The following is a 15,503-nucleotide window of genomic DNA, read 5'->3' as shown; positions in this document are numbered from 1 at the left end:
GACGAGCTACCGGTCGGCGAGTTCGGCCAGATCGTGCGGGCCGGAGGCTGGGTAGCCCTTGGCGGTGCGGATCGCCGCACCCCAATCCGTCAGAATCCCAAGCAGGCGTTCGTAATCGGCGCCGATCGCCTCCACCAGCGGCCGACACTGCACGTCGGTAGCCAGCTCGATCTCCTCGCGAAACGCGCGGCCGTTGTCCGTGAGCCGATGGTCGGCAAGCAGGCCGCGAGCCTCGAGCGCGGCCTCGGCGGCGTCGTACTGCTGTTCGCTCCACATCCGGGTGCGCGAGTACGAGCGGGCCGGCAAGCCCCAATACAGTTCGGTGAGTAGACCGATCTGGCAGGCGTCGACACCGGTTGTCGTCCACGCGGCCACATGGGCGTCGCCCCGGAACTCGCGAAGCCGGTCGGCCAGCCGCCAGGCGTCGGCAAGCGGATCGTCGAAGCGTCGGCAGGCGGTCAGTCCGGCGTACAGCGGCTTGCCGTACGGCTCCAGGACATCCGCGGCTCTGGCAAGAACGTCGCGCACATACTCGACGTTGTCCGGTCGGTCGCCGAGTATGCGGCGCAACTGCGCGATGGCCCCGTCATCGCGGGCCTGGCAGATGGTGCGTGCGTCGACCTTCTGCCACGCGCGCTCGACCAACTTCTCGACGATTACGGGATTGAACACTCCAAATGCGGCGGCGATCACCGCGCCCGGAACCTGGCCCATCACCGAACCCCGGCTGCTGAAGTAAGACTCCATCTCGGGACCGGCGACACCGCCGAATTCACCTGGACTGGGCCCGAATCCGAGCGCCTCGTAATTGGCGTGGCATTCCGGGGAGAAGTACACCTGCCCGGCAACGGGTTCCAGCGCAGATGCTATGCGCCGCGCCCGCATGGAGAATTCGCTGTCGTTCACGGGTTCCTTCCTCAGCGACGTCTAGATGCGCCCCTGCGGGAACATCGTCTTGACGGCCTGCGTGATGTTCTCACGGGCAGCGCCGGCACTGGTGGGATCCAGTGAGCTGATCGCCATGACATAGCGACGTTCGGGACCGATTGCGCCGGTGGACACATGCAACTGGTTGCCGCCGTTCCAGCAGCAGAACCAGCCCTGCTTGACCGCAACCGGCTCCGCATAGAGCCCGTCGGGGATGCCGAACCGCTGCGGGTACCCGTCGGTTCCCGACGGTGTGGACTGCGCGAGGTTGCCGATGATCACGTTGGCCTGTTCGGGTGGCAATCCGCCCGCGCCGTTCAGCAGCATGTCGTAGTAGCGAACGAGATCGCTTGCGGTGCTTTGCGTGACGTCCCAATGCCCGTTGTACGGCGCCGTCGTGCCCGTCAATCCGTACCGCGCCACGATGCGGGAGATCACGGCGTTTCCTCCACTGCGATCCCAGAAGTTCTGGGCCGCGCTGTCGTCGGAGGAGCGCAGCATGATGTCGAGTGACTTGCGGTCGGCAGGAGTCAGTTTCGTCTCGCCCTTGGATTCCTGCAGCAGCAGGTCGTCGGCGATGAACAGCTTCACCACGGAGGCGATCGGGAAGGGTTGATTGGCGCCGGTGGAGATGATCTGGCCGGTGTTGCGGTCCAGGACGGCGACTGTGATGTCGGCTCCAGACTCCGCCGCAGCGGCAGCGGCTTGCTGGGTGCGGGCGTCGAGTCCGTCGAAGGGCGCGGCGGGCGGACTTTGGGGCAGCGCGGGCATCGGCGCTTGCGGGGTGGCCGGCGTGGCCGTCGCTTGTGCCTCGCAGCCGGCTACGAGCGCCGCCACCCCGACAACTGCCATGGTCGTCATCGCCCACTTCGACAGCTGCGGCCGCATAAGTCCTCCGAAGATTCTGAGCCAGGTGACTTGGGATGGACGCGTGCCCACCGGTAACCCAGCCTAACCGGCCCACCCCCACCGATTCCCGGTGAGCGGTGATCTGGCGTTCGAAACGCTGCCCGCTGGTGTGCCCCGCAGAACACGCTCGCAAACACTTGAGTGCCGCGAAACACGCAGCCGACAACAAGGTCCGCGCAGAGGTTGGGCGATCCCCCGGCATGTCGTGAACGCCAGTCCACGAGCCCGCCGACTGTCGCCCGATGCATCAATGACGGAAGATAATCGAGAACCGCGTCCTGAGTAGCAGCCCGCCGATTCGACGGAAGTGGTGACCGTGGACAACGATGAATCGAGGCGTGACATCGTGGGCCATGACCACGCGCAGGTAGTCGTGCGGGGTAGGACGTGCTGGCGGACCGCTCAGGCCGATCGCTACGCGCACATTGTCGACGGCGCCGACTATCTGTATCACGTCAAGGCCGCGATGTTGAACGCATACAGCCGAATCGTCCTGATCGGCTGGGACCTGGACTACCGCACGGCCTTTGAGCGGGGCGAACACACGTTGGCCGGACCCAATCAGCTCGGCCCTTTCCTCCATTGGCTGTTGTGGCGCCGTCGCGAACTCAATGTCTACCTCCTGAAGTCAAACCTGCGGCTCCTGCCCGCGTTCGACGGCTTCTGGTTCGGTGTCGCACCTGTTGGGCTGTTGAACCAATTCACCTCGGCACGAATGCATTTCGCAGTCGACGGGGCACACCCTACCGGCGCGGTGCATCACCAGAAGATTGTGGCGATCGATGATGCAATGGCATTCTGCGGCGGTATCGACCTGACGATTGGCCGCTGGGACATTCGTGCACACCTTCCCGATGACCGCCGTCGGCACGGCCCCGGCGGTGTCTACGGTCCGCGTCACGAGGTTGCCGTAGCGGTCGACGGAGACGCCGCGCATCTACTCGCGCAGCAGGCTCGCGACCGGTGGAATGGTGCGACCGGAGAATCACTGGATTCGGTGCGTCGGTCGGAATCAGCTTGGCCCGCCGGGCTCAATGCCGCACTGCGCAACGTCACGGTCGGCATCGCGCGGACGCTTCCCGCGCTCGCGCAGCGCACCGAGGTACGCGAAGTCGAAGCCCTCAACCTGGCTGGTATAGCCGCCGCTCGAGATGTCATCTACCTGGAAAACCAGTACTTTGCCGCGCGTGGCATCGCGGAGGCGATCGCCGCGCGGTTGCGTGAACCGGACGGACCCGAAGTCGTGATGGTTCTTCCGCGTAGCTCCGAGAGTCGTCTGGAACAACAGTCGATGGACAGCGCCCGTGAGCGACTCATGGATGTGCTCCGGTCGGCAGATCTGCATGGGCGGCTGGGAGTCTATTGGCCCGTTGCCGGTAACGGGGTCACGGTGTATGTGCACTCGAAGGTGATGGTGGTCGACGGTCGAGTGCTTCGGATCGGCTCGTCCAACTTCAACAACAGGTCACTCGGATTCGACAGCGAGTGCGACATCGCACTGGAAGCAGACCCCGCTTGCGTGACCTCTGCGGAGATCGAACGCCAAATCCTTTTCACCCGAGACAGTCTCGTGGCCGAGCATCTCGGAGTTTCCGTTGTCGACTTCCGTGACTCGATGCAGCGCCACGGGTCGTTCCTCCAGGGTGTCGAAGCGTTGCGGGGGACCGGGCGGTCACTCCGAAAGCTGACCGACACCATGGTGTCGGCGGATGCCAGTCCGTTCGCCGAGAACGATCTGATGGACCCGTCGCAGGTTCCACCATCCCTCGCGCAGAGCACGTTCCGCCTGGCCGAACGACTGGTGACCGCGCCGTTGCGGCGCTCCGGCGTGGTGTCATTTGTCGAAGGTTGGTTGGCAGGATCGTCGCGAACCACCGACGCCCGGCCGGGACACGGCTCAGATCACACCGTCACGGATGCTTGTTCCACTGACCGCAATCCTGAGCCAGGACGTCGTTGACGTCGACGCGGATGCCGCCGACCACCGGGCCGGGATTCGACGCGGTGTCGATGATGCGCTGGTAGAGAACTGCGGCGGGGTGGACCTGGCCCCCAGACCAGGACCGCGTCTGCCATGCCCACGCGCGGCCGGGCGTGCTCGATTTCCCGATGACACCGTCGGCGATAGCCCACTGGCACGGTCGGATGCCAGCGTAGATACCGGTGCGCTGCACTCCGATCACCGAGTTGATGCCGCGAAACCACGGCAGCGCAACGTTGTTCCAGGTGTTCTGGTCGATATCGTCATCAACGCTGAAGAAGATCGGTGCACTCCGGCCGCCGCCCGCCGCGGTATGCAGTTGCCAGGCGGTGCGAGCGTCGGCGACGCCGCCGGCGTACCCGCGGGTGAAGTCCGACGGCGCTGTACCGCCCGGCTTGCCGTATTGGTAGTTGCTGACGATGATCAGCCCGGCGGCGGTCAGCTCCCGGGCGTAGGGCAGGGTGATCGGCTTGGCTCCGAAGGACGAGCCCGGACGCGATGTCGAGACGTAGTTGATCACCCCGGCGTGGCCGGCGGCCCGGATATCTTGCGCCGGAATCTGGCGCATGGCGAAGTCGATCAGTGTGGGGGCGGCGGCCGACGCCGTGGGCGCGCCGATGCCTGCTGCCACACCTAAGCCCGCCAGCGCCGTGGCATAGCGCAGCGCGTCACGCCGGGAAACCTGCACGTCGCGATGTTAACAAAGTGATTGATGTTAACAATGTGACGCACCGGTCGATGTCGGCTCGTGTCCTAATTGAGAGCCGGGGCGGCCGGCGTGACGTCCGTCCCCGACCCCTTGACCGAAGCCTTCGCCCGGTTCTCGGCACGCACCGCTCTCTTGCCGCGCACGAAGCCGGTCACTGAGATGGACGCCGACAGCAGCGCATTCTCGCCGTTGACGAAGGGATGGAATCCGACGCCGGCGCCGCCGCGTCCCTTCACCGGGATGTCGGCGACTTCGGTGACTTTCCAGCCCTTTTCGGAGATCGACAGGATCGCCTCGCCGTTCTCACACGAGATGGGCAGCGCCGCGATGACCTCATCGCCATCGCCCGCCAGTTTCACCCCGGCCACGCCGTTGCCCGCCACGCCTTGCGGATTGACGGCCGCGGGGTCGATCCGCAGGATCTTGCCCCGCCGGGTCACGAGCGCCATGTGGTAGCCGTCGGGCAGCACACCAGAGCGCAGCAGACCCGTGATGTCCGGGGCCACCGGGATGTCGCGGATCTTGTAGGGCAGACCGCCACCAGTGGTGAATTTGATTCGCCCGTCGGTCCAGACGGCCCAACCCAAGCCGGAGGTGAGCAGCTCACCGTGACTGTCGGAGAACACGCCGCGGTCGTCGAGGCGCCAGGAGGCATTGACCTTGCGCTCACGCGCGCCATCGTCGGCGGCGGACGACGCGACCGGTGTGGCATCGAAGTCGAGCACGGTACGACGGTCGAATTCGGGTCCCTTGAACAGTTTTGCGGTCTCGACCAGTTCCTGGTCGATCACCTTCCGACGTGCATCGGGGTTGGACACCAGCTCGGTGAGTTCGGCGAACTCGGCGTCCAGCTTCTCGGCTTCGGCCTGCAGCTCGATCACATCGAGCTTGGTCAGCCGCCGAAGCTGCAGTGCAAGAACATAATCGGCTTGCTCAACGTCGATCTTGAACCGCTCCTGCAGACCCTGACGGGCCTCGTCGACGGTGTCGGATCCGCGAATGACCGCGACGGCGGCGTCAATGTCGAGGTGGATGAGCATCAGGCCCGCCACCAGGTGGCGGCGTGCGGTGACCTTCTCCAACCGATACTCGCTGCGCCGCAGCACCACCGAATCACGCAGGTGCAGGAATGCCGAGATCAGTTCGCGCACGGACCACCAGCGCGGCACCCGGTCCTCGTCGAGCGCGACCAGGCTCGCCGCGAACGTGGACTCCAGCGGCGTCAGCGCGAGCAGCTGCTCGCGGATCTGCTCGGCGCTGTGGCCGCGTTTGGCGGTCACGACGATCCGCAGGCCGTTGCGGCGGTCGGTCAGATCGGACATGTCGGCCACTCCGGACAGTTCGCCGGAGTCGACGAGGGCCCGGATCCGGTCCTGCACAGTGTTACTCGCGACACCGGGCGGCAGCTCGGTGATGATGCAGTTCTTCCCGTCGACGGACACCGTGCCGCGCACGGTGAACGCGCCGCGGCCCGTGGTGATGTACTCCCGCAGCCCGGCGGTGCCCACCACGGTCGCCCCGCACCCCCAGTCGGGGCCGGGGATGAGTTTCACGAGCCTGTCGTCGGTCATGTTCGGGGTTTTCAGCAGTGCCCGGCAGGCGGCCATCACCTCGCGGGGATTGTGCGCGGGCACCTTGGTGGCCCAGCCCTCGGCGATGCCGACGGCACCGTTGCAAAGAAGTACCGGCCATTGGGCGGGCAGCACCGTCGGCTCGATCCACTCGCCGTCGAACGTCGAGACCATCGGCACGGCATGGTCGTTGAGTTCGGCGGTCAGCGCCGCACCGGGGGCGGACAACCGCATCTCGGTGTAGCGGTCGGCCGCCGGGATGTCGCCCTGGATGCGGGGGAATGCGCCTTGTCCGTCAATGACTTTCACGCGCTGGAACTCGGCGGCCATCAAGGCGGCCGCCCCGTACATCGACGCGCCGCCGTGCGGGTGCAGGTTGCCGGTGACGGCCGAGCACACCTTCGAGGACTTTTGCGGTTTGTTGCCGGGCAGCAGTTTCGACTCGTGCATCTGGTACAGCAGCCGTCGCTGGCCCGGCTTGAGCCCGTCGAACGCCGAGGGGATGGCCCGGTCGCTGACGCTGTAGAGCGCAAAGGTCAGCTGGTAGTGGTTCCAGTAGTCATCGGCGCTCTGGTCGAGCACCAGGTCGGCGTTCTGCTCGGGAATGTCCAGGGTGGCGGTCACAGTGTTTTCCTAGGTCCTACGTCAGATCCAGCGCTGAGGTGTCGACACGGGAGGCGACATCGGCCATCCACGTGCGCCGGCCCTCCGGTGGCCCACCGAACAATGTGTGGTGCAACTTCTTCTCAGCGTCGTCGGCGTGCACGCGAATGACGGTGCGCCGCTGCGGATCCAGCACGGTATTCCAGAAGTCGTCGGCATCCATCTCGCCGAGACCCTTGTTGCGCTGCACCTCGACCTTGCGCTTGGACTTCGCTTTCAACTGGGCCACGGCCGCATCACGCTCGGACTCGTCCTGGCAGTAGATCCGCTCGTTGCCGTCCTTGACCACGAACAGCGGCGGCAGCGTCACGTACACCATGCCTGCTTCGACGAGCGGGCGGTAGAAGTCCAGGAACATCGAGATCAGGCTGGAGTTGATGTTGCCGCCGTCCGGATCGGCGTCGGAGGCGAACAAGATCCGGTCATAGCGGCACTGCTCGGGGTCGCAGTTGTCACGCACTCCGCAGCCCAGAATGCGCTCGATCGAATCGAACTCATCTTTGACGCGCGCCTTGCTCACGGTAAACCCATAGACGTTGGGCGGCTTGCCTTTCAACGGGAAGGCTGCCTGGAACGTGGCGTCGCGCGCGGCTTTGATGGTGCCCAGCGCCGAGTCGCCCTCGCACAAGAACAGCTCCGCTCCCGAACCCCGCCCGGTCTCGCGGCTGGGCAGCAGCTTCGGCGGCAGCGACAGATTCGTACCCAGTTTGGCCTTCGACGCCGCTCGCGACCGGGCCTTGGCGCCCTCGGCGCTGCGCCGTGCCCGAGCCGACTCCAGGGCCAGTTTCGTCCACAGCGACACGGTGTCGCCGTTGGCGGGGTTGGCCGCCCAGATCGTGACGCTGCGTGCCACATCCGGCGCCATCGCCACATTCAGCGACCGCGACGACACCGCCGTCTTCGCCTGGGAATCCCATGCCACATCGGGTGCTCGGGTGTCGACGGCAAGCGCGGTCACGGCGGCGAAATCCTGTGCTTCCGGACCGTCCTCACCCTTGGCGAGGCCCAAGTCGCGGATGCGGGACGCACGGTCGGCAAGCGCTTCGGACAGTCCCTTCACCGCGGCGGTCAGGTGCGACCCGCCGTTCGGGGTGCGCACGGTGTTGCAGAACGCGGCCACCGTCGCCGGTTCGGCCGGGCCGGCGGTCAACGACCAGCGGAACGGGGTGGGGCCGCGTCCCGTGGTGTACTCGCCACGGCCCTCGACGACCGCGCGCACCTCGGGCAGCGGTGTGCCTGCCGCGGCGCACATGAGGTCAAGCAGCGTCTCGGTGCCCCACGGCCCGCTGAACGGTTCCATCAACGCCGGCGGAATCTCCTCGCCGGGCCAGCCCTCGTCGACCACCACGAGGTGCACGCCGGGCGACATCCGTGCGGCCGCGTGGGCCCGTAACAGCACCTCGCCGATATCGATACTGGAATCCGGCACGACGGCGGCGTCGAACAGGATGCGCACCGTGGTGCCGTGCGCATCGGGTTTGCGGTTGCCGGCACCGCGCAATTTCTGGTTGTCGGCGCGGGTGAACGGGGCGTCGGCGTCGAATTCCTTACCCTCGAACACGCCCGGATAGCCGCCGCCGAAGCTCTGCAGATAGGTCTTTCCGCCGCGGCGCACCGTGACGTCGGTACGGGCGGAGATGAACACCGCTGCCGCGGCCCCGATTCCGTTGAGTCCCGCGCCGGTGCTGGTGGCGTCGGCGTGTGCGGAGAACTTGCCGCCGGCCCGCGCGGTGCCCAGCGTCTTGACGATGCCGTTCTTGCCCGTGACCGGATCGGAGTCGACGGGCAGCCCGCGTCCGTCGTCGGCGACGCTGACCGATCCGTCGGCGTGCAGGGTGATCGTCACGGTGGAGCCGCCGTGGCTGGGATCGGCGACCTCCTCGATGGCGTTGTCCACGAGCTCGCGCAGCGCGGTGTTGAGTACGTCGAGTCCCAGGTTGACCGCCGGCCGCAGCCGCGTGTGCTGGACATCATCGAGCTCGGTGATGTCGGCGGCGCTGTAACTCACTGCTATCCCTCTCCATCAGGGCCGGGTGTGGGCAGAACCGAAACGCCGCGATGTCCGCGGGTTCCTGTGGTCCTCTCATCGACAAGGTGTGCCGGAGGAATGGTAGGCGCCCGAACCGACATCTTCGCGCAAGCGCTGTCGGAGTTCTCGTATCGAAAAGGCGTCGAAAATTTCGCGAAAGCGCATGCGCAAGCGCTTGCCTAGATTTTAGGCTCCTGCAGACGCGGGGCGATCGGCGTCCCAGCGGGGACAGGGGAGTTCCACATGTTGGGAAAGCGCACAGGGACGATCACAGTCGGGACTGTTCTCTTGGCAGGCTCACTGGTATTGGGCCTGACCGCGTGTAGCGGATCTGATTCGGGCAGCGTCAAGGTTGGCCTGATCACCAAGACGGATTCGAATCCCTATTTCGTGAAGTTGCGTGAGTCCGCACAGGCGCAGGCCGACAAGGACGGTGCCGAGTTGATCGCCGTGGCGGGTGCGTTCGACGGTGACAACGAGGGCCAGGTCTCAGCCATTGAGAACATGATCGGGCAAGGTGTGAAGGGCATCCTGATCACCCCGAACTCCTCGACCGGCGTACTCGACGCGATCAAGAAGGCCCGCGACGCCGGCATCGTCGTCATCGCTCTGGACACCGCGACCGACCCGGAAGATGCAGTCGACGCGACCTTCGCGACCGACAACAAGGCCGCGGGCGTCAGCCAGGGCAAATGGGTGAAAGCCGCGCTCGGCAACACCGCGCCACAGATCGTGATGCTCGACGGCACCCCGGGCGGAACCGTCGACACCTTCCGTCACGACGGGTTTCTCGAGGGCTTCGGCATCACGAACGAGTCGCCCGAGATCGTCGGTCGGGAGAACACCAACGGCGACCAGACCAAGGCACAGACGGCGATGGAGAACCTCCTGCAGCGGGCTCCGGGTGTCAACGCGCTCTACACGATCAACGAGCCGGCAGCCGCCGGCGCCTACCAGGCGATACAGTCCGCCAACCGTACGGGCCTGATCACCATCGGGTCGATCGACGGGAGCTGCACGGGCGTCGCCGACGTGAAGTCCGGAAAGATCGGGGCAACCGTCATGCAGTTCCCCGCGAAGATGGCCGAGCAGGGCGTGCAGGCGGTCGTCAAGTTCGCCAAGGACGGCACCAAGCCCAGCGGATTCAACGACACCGGTTCACAGCTCATCACGGATAGGCCCGTTCCCGGGCTCGAGTCGAAGGACACCGCCTGGGGCGAACAGAACTGCTGGGGCTGAGCGCCATCATGACCACCGGTGCTCCCGCGCGAGCGAAACCACCGGCAGCGAGCCGATTCAACGTAGGGACGATCCTGCGTGAACCGTTGGTCGGCCCGCTGGTGGCGCTCGTCATCGCCATCGTCATCTTCAGCTCGGTCTCGGATTCGTTCCTCAATCCGCAGAACGTGTCGCTGATCCTTCAACAGTCAGTCGTGGTCGGCATTCTCGCCGTCGGCCAGACGCTGATCATCCTCACCTCGGGGATCGATCTCTCGATCGGCGCGGTGGCCGTCTTCGGGACAATCGTGATGGCCCAGAGCGCAGGCGCCTACGGGCCGGTCGTGGCACTGGGCTCGACGCTGCTCGTGTGTGTGGTGTTCGGTGCGATCAACGGCGGGCTCGTCACGATGCTGAGACTGCCTCCGTTCATCGTCACACTGGGAACGTTCACCGCGATACTGGCGGGCACGCGTCTGCTCGCCGGCTCCGAAACCTACCGCGTGGAGCCGGGACCGCTCACGTTCTTGGGTACGTCCTTTCGCATCGGATCGTTCTCGACGACGTACGGCGTGGTCGCGATGCTGCTGGTCTATGCCGTCATGTGGTACGCGTTGTCCCAAACCGCCTGGGGTAAGCACATTTACGCCGTCGGCGGTAATCCGGGCGCGTCGAATCTGTTGGGCGTCAAATCCGGTCGGGTGCTGTTCTCGGTCTACCTCACGACGGGTGTGATCGCAGCGATCGCCGCGTGGGCTGCCCTCGGCCGCATCCCGAACGCCGACCCCAACGCGTACCAGAACGCCAACCTCGAGACGATCACCGCGGTTGTCATCGGCGGAACCAGCTTGTTCGGTGGGCGTGGCGGCGTCGTGGGCACGTTGGTCGGCACGTTGATCGTCGCGGTTCTCCGCAACGGTCTCACCCAGGCCGGTGTCGACAGTCTCTACCAGAACATCGCGACCGGAATACTCGTGATCGTCGCGGTGGCGGTGGATCAATTCGCCCGCAGGAGATCACAATGAGTGCACCCGTTCTCGAAGCACGCGGACTCGTCAAGAAGTACGGCAACGTGACGGCGATCAACGGGGCGGATTTCGAGCTCCGCGAGGGGGAGGTCCTCGCGGTCGTCGGTGACAACGGCGCCGGAAAGTCCAGTCTGATCAAGGCGTTGGCGGGCGCGGTGGTTCCGGACTCCGGCGAGATCCTGATGAACGGCGTGCGCGTCTCGTTCAGGAACACCCGCGACGCGCGAGCCGCAGGCATCGAGACGGTGTACCAGGATCTCGCCGTGGTGGCGGCTCTCGACATCGCCTCGAACCTGTACCTCGGACGCGAGGTCCGGCGGAAAGGCCTCGCCGGCAGTCTGTTCCGCCGGCTCGACATGCCGAGGATGCGCCAGGAGGCGTCGCAGCATCTCGCGGACCTGAAGATCGGCATCAAGTCCGCGACCCAGTCCGTGGAGACGTTGTCCGGTGGACAGCGCCAGGGTGTCGCGGTGGCACGGGCCGCCGCGTTCGGCCGCGGGGTGATCATCATGGACGAGCCGACTGCCGCGCTCGGCGTTCGGGAGTCGGGACAGGTCATCGATCTGATCAAGTCGATCCGCGACCGCGGCATCCCGGTGGTGCTCATCAGCCACGACATGCCGCACGTGTTCGAGGTGTCCGACCGGATCCACATCCACCGGCTCGGGCAGCGCGCCGGTGTCGTCGACCCGAAGAAGCGCTCGATGTCCGAGGTCGTCGCGCTCATGACTGGCGCAGAGGAGCCCACGGATGAGGAACGCGCCGGTCTCTGAGGCGGCTCCCGTCGGGGTGTTCGTCGGGTTGGCGACGCTCGACGTCATCCACCGCATCACGAAACGGCCTGCGGTCAACGAGAAAGTCACGTCGACCGCTCAGTTCGTCGCAGCGGGCGGGCCGGCTGCGAATGCGGCCGTCACCTTCGCGGCGCTGGGCGGCGAGGCGATCCTCGTGACGGCGCTCGGTGACAATCCGGTCGCTGACCTGGTCCGAGCCGACCTCGCGGCGTACGGCGTCAGCGTCGTCGACGCGGCGGCGGGTAGCACTCGGGCGGTACCTGTCTCCGCGGTGTCGGTGATCGAATCCACGGGTGACCGATCGGTCGTCTCGCTCGACGCCGTGAACTCCGAAGCGTTGCCACCGGACGACCTCGGAAAAATCATGGCAGCTGCCGATGTGGTGCTTGTCGACGGGCACCATCCACTGATCGCCCGTGCTGCCGTTGCGCATGCGACGGCGCTGGCCACCACACTCGTCGTCGACGCCGGTCGATGGAAACCGGTGATGAGCGACATTGCCTCCTATGCGACAGACATGGTGTGCTCCAATGACTTCCGCGTACCGGGCGCCGACGACCCTGAGTCCACCGCCGCTGCGCTCGTCGGCAGCGGTGTGCGCACCGTCGTCTGTACGCACGGCGGCGATCCCGTCGAGTGGTGGTCGGATGGCAAGTCCGGGTCCGTGCCGGTGGAACCGGTGGTGGTTGTCGACACACTGGGCGCAGGCGATGTCTTCCACGGCGCATACTCGTACTTCTCAACCCAGATCGGAAGCAGTGTTGCCGAGCGCATCGATCGCTCCGCTCGGGTGGCGGCACTACGGTGTTCGGTGGTCGGCCCACGGGCATGGCTGACCGAACTCCACAAAGATCAGACTCGAAAGCGGGAACGGTGACCCTCGAGCAGGACGCGCTGGACGCCACACTTGACCAGTTGGTCGAGTGGGCAAAGGCACTCGTCATTCCCGGCGAACGCCGCATTCTCGGTCTCACCGGAGCGCCGGGAGCCGGGAAGTCCACCGTCGCAGAGATGCTCGTCACCGCGCTGGGTCCGGACACCGCCGTGCTCGTGCCCATGGACGGTTTCCACCTGGCCAATGAGGTGTTGACCGACCTGGGGATCCTGGACCGCAAGGGCGCGCATGACACATTCGACGACGGCGGGTACGCACGGCTGATCGCGACCCTGCGGGCACAGCGCATCGACGACCCAGTCGTGTACGCGCCCCGGTTTCGGCGCGAGATCGAAGAGCCGATCGGGTCGTCCATACCCGTTCGGCCCGACGTCCCGCTGGTCGTCACCGAGGGAAATTACCTGCTGCTGGAATCCGATGCGTGGTCTGCGGCACGGTCCTACATCGATGAGGTGTGGTTCTTGGCCCCTCACACCGAGATTCGGCACGCGCGGCTGCTGAGCCGACATGAGGCCTACGGAAAGTCTCCCGAGGAAGCAGCGTTCTGGGCCTTCGGGTCTGACGAGCGCAATGCCAGATTGATCGAGTCGACCGCCGGTCGCGCGGACCGCATCGTGCGGCTCCCATGACCACGATGGGTGACGTCGCGCGCATCGCCGGCGTGTCCGCATCCACGGTCTCGCACGTACTCAACGGCACGCGCAAGGTCAACACCGCGACGCGCCTGCGCGTCGAAGCGGCGATCGAGGAGACCGGCTATCGGCGCAATGTCGTCGCGCGGTCGCTCGCTGCCGGGCGCACGCACACAGTCGGGCTGTCGATCTCCGCCTTGACCAATCCATACTTCGCGAGCCTGGTTCATGCGGTCGAACGGGCGCTGTCGGAGGCCGGCTATGTGCTGATCGTCGGGGATTCTCACGACGACGTGGGGTCAGAAATGCGGGTCACCGACTCGCTGCTGGACCGGAAGGTCGACGGGATGATCGTGGCGCCCGCAGCTGGGTCCGAGCGGGTGACCATACCCGAAATCACCCGCACCGGAACTCCTTTGGTCCTCATCGACCGTGGTGTTGACATCGGTTGCGACCAGGTCGGACCGGAGAACTTCTCAGCGGCACGGTCGCTGACCGAGCACCTGCTCGAGCTCGGGCATCGCCGGATCGCAGTCGTACGGGGCCTTGCCGGGATCTCCTCCACCACCGAGCGTTTCGATGGCTACCGCGCCGCGCTCGCAGAATACGGAATAGCGGTCGACGCAGCCCTGGTCCTCGACGGTGAATCCAACACGGATGTGGCGGAGCGTGAAGTCAGCTCGCTGATGTCGAGTGCCAACCGACCGACCGCACTGGTGTCCTTGAACAACGCCATGACAATCGGATCGCTGAAGGCCGTTCGCGCACTTGGCTTATCGATTCCGTCGGACCTGGCATTCGTCTGCTACGACGACTTCGAATGGTCGAATCTGTTCGAGCCGAGGCTGAGTGCCGCGGCGCAAGACGTCGAAACCATCGGGGCCATGGCGGTCGAACTGCTGCTACGCCGCATTCGGGGTGAGGAATTCGCGCCGGAGCACATTCGCGTACCGACGACGTTCCACCACCGCAATTCGTGCGGATGCACGTGATGGCTTCCGACAGTCCACCCGTACATATCGGCCAAGTGACGTCCCTGACCGGCTCGAATTACATGGGCCTTGAGAACAGGGACGGGGCCGAGCTCGCGGTTGAGCAGATCAACGACGGCGGCGGCGTGCTCGATGGCCGTCGAGTGGAACTCACCGTGGTGGATGACCAGAGTTCGCCGCAAGGCGCGGTCGAGGCCTACCACCGGCTCGCCGGCCAAGGCGTGAGCGCCGTGATCGGCACGTCCTTCTCCAACGCGAGCCTCGCCGTACTGCCGCACACCGACGAGCGACGAATCGTCTATGTGTCGACCGGCGCCGCGCATACCCAGGTCGATCCCGTCCGGCCCTACGTGTTCATGACGCCGCCGACCGGGCACTTGGTCGCCGAACAGTCACTCAGGTATCTCCGCGACCACGGTCTCACGATGATCGCGGTGGCGTTCGACGCCGACAGTGTCTTCAACCGTGAGGCGTGGGCAGTGCAGGCGACAATGTTGGCCCAGTACGGAATTGAGACCATCGCGGTCGAGTCCGTGAAGGTCGACACGGAGGACTTCGATCCGACCGTCACCGCCGTCGCCGAAAGCGGTGCGCAGGCGTTGATGGCGTGGGTGACCGGTCCGCCCGCGACGGGCTTGGCGCGGGCGTTCGGGGCTGCCCGGCTCGACATCCCGTTCGTTGCCGGGATCGGCGCCGCGAGTCCGGCGTTCGTGGAGGCGGTGGGATCGGGCGCCGACGGCCTGATTGTCGCAACGTCACTGGTAGGGGTGGAAACTGACTTGCCACCGTCTGAGACGCGCACGGCGATCTCCGCGCTCACCGAACCGTTCGGGCGCCGGCACGGGTCACCGCCTTCACAGTTCGCGGTGGACGGGTACACCGCCGCGAAGCTGATCGCGGCCGCCATCGACTCAGCCGGCGATGATGAGCCACACGCAGTCCAGCGGGCGATGGAGTCGCTGTCGTGTCTCACGCCCGAAGGCGAATACAACTTCTCCCACGCCGACCATTCCGGACTCGACACAGACGACGTTGCCATCGCGGTCATCCGAGACGGCCGGTTCCGTCTCACGCCGTGGTCCCATGCCAGACTCCGCCATCATCTGAAATAGCCATGCTGGCTAACACCGCCCCGGTGGGCGCCGATTACCTGGG

General features: G+C 65.9%; 13 protein-coding genes. 8 read left to right on the top strand and 5 right to left on the bottom strand.

Annotated elements, in window-relative coordinates; translation table 11 throughout:
* Nucleotides 1-6 precede the first annotated feature (6 nt).
* Together ACRCUN_RS08090 and ACRCUN_RS08085 are read right to left on the bottom strand one after the other, a co-directional pair.
* Entirely contained in the window at nt 7-906 is a 900-nt protein-coding gene (locus ACRCUN_RS08090; RefSeq protein ID WP_462141115.1) for an SCO6745 family protein, read from the bottom strand.
* 21 nt (nt 907-927) lie between these two features.
* Nucleotides 928-1,815, bottom strand: coding sequence for a serine hydrolase (locus ACRCUN_RS08085; RefSeq protein ID WP_462141114.1), 888 nt, complete (start codon nt 1,813-1,815; stop codon nt 928-930).
* A gap of 367 nt (nt 1,816-2,182) precedes the next feature.
* On the opposite strand from ACRCUN_RS08085, the gene ACRCUN_RS08080 reads away from it, so the two are divergent.
* Complete coding sequence (locus ACRCUN_RS08080; RefSeq protein ID WP_462141347.1) at nt 2,183-3,796, top strand: phospholipase D-like domain-containing protein; 1,614 nt, start codon at nt 2,183-2,185, stop codon at nt 3,794-3,796.
* Here ACRCUN_RS08080 and ACRCUN_RS08075 read toward each other — a convergent pair.
* From ACRCUN_RS08075 to ACRCUN_RS08065, 3 genes are all read right to left on the bottom strand, one after another.
* Nucleotides 3,747-4,505, bottom strand: a complete 759-nt coding sequence (locus ACRCUN_RS08075) for a DUF1906 domain-containing protein (RefSeq protein WP_462141113.1) — start codon at nt 4,503-4,505, stop codon at nt 3,747-3,749. The two genes, ACRCUN_RS08080 and ACRCUN_RS08075, sit on opposite strands and share 50 nt — an antisense overlap.
* 65 nt (nt 4,506-4,570) lie before the next feature.
* Entirely contained in the window at nt 4,571-6,721 is a 2,151-nt protein-coding gene (locus ACRCUN_RS08070) for a DNA gyrase subunit A (protein WP_462141112.1), read from the bottom strand.
* 16 nt (nt 6,722-6,737) lie between these two features.
* Nucleotides 6,738-8,768: a toprim domain-containing protein gene (locus tag ACRCUN_RS08065; protein WP_462141111.1), complete on the bottom strand. Its 2,031-nt coding sequence runs from the start codon at nt 8,766-8,768 to the stop codon at nt 6,738-6,740.
* Nucleotides 8,769-9,032: 264 nt separating this feature from the next.
* Here ACRCUN_RS08065 and ACRCUN_RS08060 point away from each other — a divergent pair, with 264 nt between their 5' ends.
* From ACRCUN_RS08060 to ACRCUN_RS08030, 7 genes are read left to right on the top strand one after another with little or no spacing between them, the layout of a single operon-like run.
* The gene (locus ACRCUN_RS08060) at nt 9,033-10,028 is read left to right on the top strand and encodes a substrate-binding domain-containing protein (RefSeq protein WP_462141110.1); all 996 of its coding nucleotides are present in this window, start codon (nt 9,033-9,035) and stop codon (nt 10,026-10,028) included.
* Between the two features lie 8 nt (nt 10,029-10,036).
* Nucleotides 10,037-11,032: an ABC transporter permease gene (locus ACRCUN_RS08055; protein ID WP_462141109.1), complete on the top strand. Its 996-nt coding sequence runs from the start codon at nt 10,037-10,039 to the stop codon at nt 11,030-11,032.
* Nucleotides 11,029-11,808 (top strand): ATP-binding cassette domain-containing protein, encoded by a 780-nt coding sequence (locus tag ACRCUN_RS08050; RefSeq protein WP_462141108.1) that lies wholly within the window; start codon nt 11,029-11,031, stop codon nt 11,806-11,808. The genes ACRCUN_RS08055 and ACRCUN_RS08050 overlap by 4 nt, the downstream gene beginning before the upstream one ends.
* Complete coding sequence (locus ACRCUN_RS08045; protein WP_462141107.1) at nt 11,786-12,706, top strand: PfkB family carbohydrate kinase; 921 nt, start codon at nt 11,786-11,788, stop codon at nt 12,704-12,706. The genes ACRCUN_RS08050 and ACRCUN_RS08045 overlap by 23 nt, the downstream gene beginning before the upstream one ends.
* The gene (locus ACRCUN_RS08040; protein ID WP_462141106.1) at nt 12,658-13,353 is read left to right on the top strand and encodes a nucleoside/nucleotide kinase family protein; all 696 of its coding nucleotides are present in this window, start codon (nt 12,658-12,660) and stop codon (nt 13,351-13,353) included. The genes ACRCUN_RS08045 and ACRCUN_RS08040 overlap by 49 nt, the downstream gene beginning before the upstream one ends.
* The gene (locus ACRCUN_RS08035) at nt 13,350-14,348 is read left to right on the top strand and encodes a LacI family DNA-binding transcriptional regulator (RefSeq protein WP_462141105.1); all 999 of its coding nucleotides are present in this window, start codon (nt 13,350-13,352) and stop codon (nt 14,346-14,348) included. Before ACRCUN_RS08040 ends, ACRCUN_RS08035 begins: the two co-directional genes overlap by 4 nt.
* Nucleotides 14,348-15,460 (top strand): ABC transporter substrate-binding protein, encoded by a 1,113-nt coding sequence (locus tag ACRCUN_RS08030; RefSeq protein ID WP_462141104.1) that lies wholly within the window; start codon nt 14,348-14,350, stop codon nt 15,458-15,460. The genes ACRCUN_RS08035 and ACRCUN_RS08030 overlap by 1 nt, the downstream gene beginning before the upstream one ends.
* Nucleotides 15,461-15,503 lie beyond the last annotated feature (43 nt).

The sequence above is a fragment of the Mycobacterium venezuelense genome (genome assembly GCF_054919535.1).
Note: the sequence above shows the minus strand (reverse complement) of the source record. Positions and strands in the feature narration are given on the sequence as shown.

Excerpts from the sequence above, each read along its gene's own strand:
- ACRCUN_RS08085 (WP_462141114.1), bottom strand. The coding sequence starts at position 1,815 with ATGCGGCCGCAGCTGTCGAAGTGGGCGATGACGACCATGGCAGTTGTC.
- ACRCUN_RS08060 (WP_462141110.1), top strand. The coding sequence starts at position 9,033 with ATGTTGGGAAAGCGCACAGGGACGATCACAGTCGGGACTGTTCTCTTG.
- ACRCUN_RS08055 (WP_462141109.1), top strand. The coding sequence starts at position 10,037 with ATGACCACCGGTGCTCCCGCGCGAGCGAAACCACCGGCAGCGAGCCGA.
- ACRCUN_RS08050 (WP_462141108.1), top strand. The coding sequence starts at position 11,029 with ATGAGTGCACCCGTTCTCGAAGCACGCGGACTCGTCAAGAAGTACGGC.
- ACRCUN_RS08045 (WP_462141107.1), top strand. The coding sequence starts at position 11,786 with ATGAGGAACGCGCCGGTCTCTGAGGCGGCTCCCGTCGGGGTGTTCGTC.
- ACRCUN_RS08040 (WP_462141106.1), top strand. The coding sequence starts at position 12,658 with ATGGCTGACCGAACTCCACAAAGATCAGACTCGAAAGCGGGAACGGTG.
- ACRCUN_RS08035 (WP_462141105.1), top strand. The coding sequence starts at position 13,350 with ATGACCACGATGGGTGACGTCGCGCGCATCGCCGGCGTGTCCGCATCC.
- ACRCUN_RS08030 (WP_462141104.1), top strand. The coding sequence starts at position 14,348 with ATGGCTTCCGACAGTCCACCCGTACATATCGGCCAAGTGACGTCCCTG.